General features: G+C 73.2%; 8 protein-coding genes. 6 read left to right on the plus strand and 2 right to left on the minus strand.

Translation table 11 applies throughout. The features are described 5' to 3' along the window. Nucleotides 1-131: 131 nt before the first annotated feature. Nucleotides 132-692 (minus strand): VanZ family protein, encoded by a 561-nt coding sequence (locus ABZ646_RS39525; RefSeq protein ID WP_360530463.1) that lies wholly within the window; start codon nt 690-692, stop codon nt 132-134. Between the two features lie 535 nt (nt 693-1,227). Here ABZ646_RS39525 and ABZ646_RS39530 point away from each other — a divergent pair. The 6 genes from ABZ646_RS39530 to ABZ646_RS39555 are packed head-to-tail and all read left to right on the plus strand — an operon-like array spanning nt 1,228 to nt 4,973. Continuing rightward, entirely contained in the window at nt 1,228-1,410 is a 183-nt protein-coding gene (locus ABZ646_RS39530; protein ID WP_360530448.1) for a hypothetical protein, read from the plus strand. Next, nucleotides 1,407-1,859, plus strand: coding sequence for a monovalent cation/H+ antiporter complex subunit F (locus tag ABZ646_RS39535; protein ID WP_360530451.1), 453 nt, complete (start codon nt 1,407-1,409; stop codon nt 1,857-1,859). Before ABZ646_RS39530 ends, ABZ646_RS39535 begins: the two co-directional genes overlap by 4 nt. After that, on the plus strand, nt 1,852-2,106 hold the full coding sequence (locus tag ABZ646_RS39540; RefSeq protein ID WP_360530454.1) for a hydrogenase subunit MbhD domain-containing protein: 255 nt from the start codon (nt 1,852-1,854) through the stop codon (nt 2,104-2,106). Before ABZ646_RS39535 ends, ABZ646_RS39540 begins: the two co-directional genes overlap by 8 nt. Beyond that, nucleotides 2,103-2,843, plus strand: coding sequence for an MnhB domain-containing protein (locus ABZ646_RS39545; RefSeq protein WP_360530457.1), 741 nt, complete (start codon nt 2,103-2,105; stop codon nt 2,841-2,843). The genes ABZ646_RS39540 and ABZ646_RS39545 overlap by 4 nt, the downstream gene beginning before the upstream one ends. Before the next feature lie 22 nt (nt 2,844-2,865). Next, nucleotides 2,866-3,213 carry a sodium:proton antiporter gene (locus ABZ646_RS39550; protein WP_132892608.1) on the plus strand — a complete coding sequence of 116 codons (348 nt, stop codon included), beginning with the start codon at nt 2,866-2,868 and terminating at the stop codon, nt 3,211-3,213. Continuing rightward, entirely contained in the window at nt 3,213-4,973 is a 1,761-nt protein-coding gene (locus ABZ646_RS39555) for a complex I subunit 5 family protein (protein ID WP_360530460.1), read from the plus strand. The genes ABZ646_RS39550 and ABZ646_RS39555 overlap by 1 nt, the downstream gene beginning before the upstream one ends. 22 nt (nt 4,974-4,995) lie before the next feature. On the opposite strand, the gene ABZ646_RS39560 is transcribed toward ABZ646_RS39555, so the two are convergent. Further along, a partial coding sequence (locus tag ABZ646_RS39560) for a DUF4230 domain-containing protein (protein WP_360530466.1) occupies nt 4,996-5,143 on the minus strand: 148 nt, incomplete at its 5' end.

Raw genomic sequence — 5,143 nt, forward strand, 5'->3', positions numbered from 1 at the left:
GGCGGTCGGCCGGGGCGGGGGGTGAAGGCGTCGCCTCTTGATTTAAGAAGTGAGATAAGTGGGCGTCAATACCTTGGTACAGACCGGTACCGGCGGCCGTGGCCGCCGGTACCGGGCGAGAGGGGTCGCGGTCACGCCTTGCGCTTGCGGGCGTGCACCGCGCGGCCGAGCAGGCGGCCGAGCAGCAGCCAACCGATCAGCGCCCCGGCGGTGTTGAGGATGACGTCGTCCACGTCGAACGCCCGCCCGGTGACCAGTGCGCCCTGCGCCAGCTCCACCAGCAGCATCACGATCGCGGTGAGCAGCAGCACCCGCAGCACCCCCCGGGCGCCGGGGGCGAGCACCGGTACCAGGATCCCGAACGGGACACCCAGCAGGACGTTCCCGCCGATCTGCTTGACGGCGTCCCGGAACGCGGGCTGGTCCAGGTAGAGCTTGATGGTCGCGCCGGGATGCAGATTGGTGTGGGCGATCGACACGGACGCCGGGGACGGATCCAGGGTCAGGTCGGCCAGTACGACGGCGAAGGCCACCATCGCGGCGAAGGCGACGGCCATCGCCAGCAGTCGCAGCGGGAGGGGGAGCGGACGACGTTCGGTGCCGTTCTTGCCGACGGCGGTGCCTGCTTTGCCTCCGGCGGTGCCTGTCCTCCCGACGGAACCCTTCTCGCCCGCACGGCCGAAGCCGCGCAACCTGCCGACGAGGCTCTTCCTCCCGGCTTGCGGCGGCTCGGCCGTGCGGCCCTGAGCGGTGCCGCCTGCCGCGCCGGAGAAGCGCAGCCTGCCCATGAGGCCCTTCTTCCCGGCGTCCGCCGGATCGGCGGAACCGGCCCCCTTCGGGGTGGCGTCCGGCTGGCCGCCGCGGCCGCCGACGACGCGTGCGGCCCTGCTGAACAGCCTCGCCCTCGTGCCGGTGCCCCCGTCCCTCTTCGTCTCCTCGGTGGTCTCGCCCTTGGTGATGCGCAGGCGCGAGGCGGCGCTGGCCATTCAGTCCTCCACTCTCCCCAACCTTGCGGCGTGTCAGCCCAGTTACCCCCGAATCGGCGAACGATGCCGGGACCCGGGCGGCGGCCGGAGCAGACCGCTGGTTTCCCGGTGCGCTCCCCGGGCACTCCGGGTGCGTTCCGCGTGCCGCCGCTCCCGGTGACGGTCGCGGTGCTTGGATGCAGAAGCGGCATGGAAGCGGCGAATCGGACATCGCGCCGCGCGGCGACCGAGGAGGCGGCGTATGACCAGGCGTACGGCGCTCGGCGCCGCGGCCGAACTGCTGGCGTGGTGGGTCGCTCTCGCCCTGCTCTGGCTGGTGTTCATCAGCACCGTCGACACCCTGGAGCGGACCGTCGGCGCGAGCGTGGCGGCGGTCGGCGCGCTGGTGGCGCGGGCGGGCCGGCGGGCGGTGGGCCGGCGGTGAACGGCTGGATCCTCGCGGCGACCGTACTGCTGGCCGGGGGCGCGGGCACCGCACTGTGGGGCGTCGCCACCGGCCCGCTGAGCCGGCGCGTGGTCGCCCAGAACCTCTCCACCTCGGCGGTCTGCGCGAGCCTGCTGCTGCTCGCCCAGGGCTACGGCCGTACGGCCTACGTCGATCTCGGCCTGCTGCTGGCCGTGCTCGGCCCGGTCGGCACCCTGGTCTTCGCCCGGCTGCTCGCCGAGGACCTGACGGACGACCGGGCCGCCGCCTGGGGCCTGACCTGGACGACGGTCGGGGTGGACACGGCCGTCGTGGTCGCCCTGTGCGTGGCGACCGGGCCGGGCCGGGCGATGGTGAAACTCCTGGTGATCGGGGGACTGCTGATCGGCGGCAACGTGGTCGCCTCCCGGGCCCTGTCCGGCGGCTTCCGTGGGGTGCGCGGTGGCTGACGCGGTCATCGTCGTGGCCCTGCTGCTCACCGCGGGAGCGGCGACCGCGGCCGTGGCGACCCGGGACCCGGCCCGCCAGGCCCTGGTGCTGTCCCTGCTGGGACTGTTCCTCGGCGTCGTGTTCACCGTGCTCCAGGCCCCCGACGTCGGCCTCTCCCAGCTTGCCGTCGGCTCGGCGCTGACCCCGCTGCTGATCATGCTGTCGGTGCGCAAGGTGCGACGGCGCGGGAAGGAAGGCGGGAAGTGAGCCGCTCCTTCCGGCTGTGGGTGCTGGCGATCGGCGGGGCGGGCCTGGCGGCGCTGCTGGTCGCCGCCTGCTTCGACCTGCCCGGCTTCGGCGGCACCCGCCACCCCTACGGCGACCGGGCCGTCCGTGCCTCACTCGCCCGGCACACCGCCAACGTCATCTCCTCCGTCAACTTCGACCAGCGTGCCTACGACACCCTCGGCGAGATGAGCATCCTGTTCGCCGCCGTCCTCGGCTGCGTGGTCCTGCTCCGGCAGAACCGGGACGAGCACCAAGGCCGCCCCGAGCCCACCGAAGTGGCCCTGCCGGTCCGCCGGTACGCCCTGCTGGTGCTGCCCGTCGCCCTGGTCACCGGCCTGTACGTCATCGCGCACGGCCAGCTCAGCCCCGGCGGCGGCTTCCAGGGCGGAGTCGTCGCCGCGACCGCGCTGCACCTGATGTACCTCGGCGCCGACTACGGCGCCCTCGAACGGGTCCGCCCCATCGGCGTCTTCGAGGTCACCGACTCCCTGGCGGCCTGCTCCTACCTCGTCCTCGGCCTCGCCGGGGTACTGGCCGGCACGGCGCTCCTCGCCAACACCCTGCTGCCGTACGGCACGTTCAACACGCTGTCGTCCGGCGGCACGGTCCCCCTGCTGAACGCGGCCATCGGCATGGAGGTGGCGAGCGCGGTCGTGGTGCTGCTCGCCCGCTTCCTCGACCAGGCCGTCGAGATCGAGGAGGAGAACGGGAGTTGAGCCCGCAGTGACACACTCCGTGATGCACGTCTTCCCCTACCTGGTCGCCGTCTGGATCTTCCTGACGGGTTGTTACGGCCTCGCCACCAGCCGGAACCTGATCCACGCCGTCGGCTGTCTGGCCGTTGTCCAGTCCTCGACGTACGTCCTGCTGCTCGCCGTCGGCTACCGCGACGGCGGCACCGCACCCGTCTTCTCCGACCTGAAGCCGGGCAGCCGGCCGCTGGTCGACCCGGTCGTGCAGGCCCTCGCCCTCACCGACGTGGTCGTCGGCGCGACCGTCACCGCGTTGCTGCTCGCGCTCGTCCTCCAGATCGCCAAGCGGCACGGCACGGTCGACCCCGACGAACTGACGGAGCTGCGCGGCTGATGCACCACCTGCTTCCGCTGCTCGCGGCCGGCCCGCTGCTCGGCGCCACCCTGCTGGTGGCCGCCGGCCGCCGGCTGCCCAGGGTCGTCGCCGAGAGCTTCGCCTGCGCGGTCTGCGCGGGCACCTGCGCCCTCGCCCTGGTGCTGCTCCTGAACTCCTCGCCCCCGATGACCGAGTGGGTCGGCGGCTGGCGGCCGGTCCACGGGGAGAGCGTCGGGATCCTGGTGATCGGCGACGGGCCGTCCCTCGGCATGGCCGCGCTCGTCTCCCTGTTGACGCTCGCCGCCCTGGTGTACTCCTGGCACTACTTCGACGAGCCGCCACGCGGCCACGCCGGCTCCTACCCGGCGCTGATGCTGGCCTTCCAGGCCGGCATGTGCGGGTTCGCGATCGCCGGCGACCTGTTCAACATGTTCGTGTTCTTCGAGTTGATGAGCGTGGTCGCCTACGCGCTGACCGGCTACCGCATCGACGAGGCGAAGGCGGTGCAGGGCGCGCTGACCTTCGGCGTGGTCAACTCCCTCGGCGCTTACGCCATGCTGACGGGCATCGGACTGCTGTACGCCCGCACCGGCGAACTGGCCATGTCGAAGATCGGCCGCGGCCTGGACGCGCACGGCCGCCCCGACGCGCTGGTCCTCGCCGCGTTCGTCCTGGTGCTCACCGCGCTGCTGACCAAGGCCGCCGCCGCCCCCTTCCACCTCTGGCTCCCCGACGCCCACGCCGTCGCCCCCACCCCGGTGTGCATGCTGCTCTCCGGAGTCATGGTGGAACTCGGCGCCTACGGCGTGTGGCGGGTGTACGGCACGATCTTCGCGGGCCCCGGCGGCATCCCGGCGGCCGACCTGGAGCGGGCCCTGGTCGTCCTCGGGGTGCTCACGGCCGTGGTCGGCGCGGTCATGTGCTGGCACCAACGGCACATCAAACGGCTGCTGGCCAACTCCACCATCGCCCACACCGGCCTGTTCCTCGTCGCCCTCGGCGTCCTCACCCCCGAGGGCGACGACGGTGCCGCGCTGTACATCCTCGGCCACGCGGGGGTGAAGGCCGCCCTGTTCGCCTGCACGGGCATCCTCCTGGACCGCTACGGCAACGTGGACGAACGCGCGCTGCACGGGCGGGGCCGTGACCTGCGCCTGGTGGGTGTCCTGTTCACCGTCGGAGGGCTGGCCCTGGCGGGCCTGCCGCCGTTCGGCACCGGCATCGGCAAGGCGGTCTCCGAGGAGGCGGTCGGCGGTCCGCTCACGGTGCTGTTCGTGTTCGCGTCGGCGGTGACGGCGGGCGCGGTGCTGCGGGTCGCCGCCCGGGTCTTCCTCGGCCTCGGTTCCCGGCCGCCCAAGAGCGCGGCGTACGAGACCACCGGGACCGGCGAGGAGCCGGAGACCGGGGGCAGGCTGGACCGGATCCCGGCCACCATGACCCTCGTACCCGCCGTCCTGCTGGCCGGCGGCCTCGCCGTCGGTGTCGCCCCCGGCTTCCCCGAGGTGGTCTCCCGTGCCGTCGCCGCGGCCGGAACGGGCGGGACCCCGGCCGCCGTCCACTGGACGACGGCCGGGGTCCTGCTGGGCTGTCTCGCCACCCTCCTGGCCGTGGGCCTCGCCGCCGTCGCGATCGCCCGCCCCGGCCTGCTCACGGCCCCGAACCGGCTGCTGCCGCTGCGCCGGCTGCAGTCCGGGCACATCGGGGACTACGTGGCCTGGCTCCTTGTCGGCGCGGCCGCCCTCGGCGCACTGGCCCTGCCGGGGGTGCTGGGCGGCTGAACCGACGGCACCGGAGGCACCGTCACACCGTCCCGTAGGACACGTGCACCTCCGTGAAGCCGAGCGAGTGCAGCAGACCCTCCAGCATGCCGGTGGTGTTGGTCTCGGCGCGCTTGGTCAGGCCGCTGTCCTTGGCCGCCGCCGAGATGTGCTTCACCGCGAGCTTCTGC

The sequence above is a fragment of the Streptomyces sp. NPDC007162 genome, assembly GCF_040634175.1.
In the GTDB taxonomy this organism is placed as follows: domain Bacteria; phylum Actinomycetota; class Actinomycetes; order Streptomycetales; family Streptomycetaceae; genus Streptomyces.

What these genes read in the sequence shown, in the direction of transcription:
- ABZ646_RS39550 (WP_132892608.1), top strand. Translation starts at nt 2,866, where the DNA reads ATGCACGTCTTCCCCTACCTGGTCGCCGTCTGGATCTTCCTGACGGGT.
- ABZ646_RS39530 (WP_360530448.1), top strand. Translation starts at nt 1,228, where the DNA reads ATGACCAGGCGTACGGCGCTCGGCGCCGCGGCCGAACTGCTGGCGTGG.
- ABZ646_RS39555 (WP_360530460.1), top strand. Translation starts at nt 3,213, where the DNA reads ATGCACCACCTGCTTCCGCTGCTCGCGGCCGGCCCGCTGCTCGGCGCC.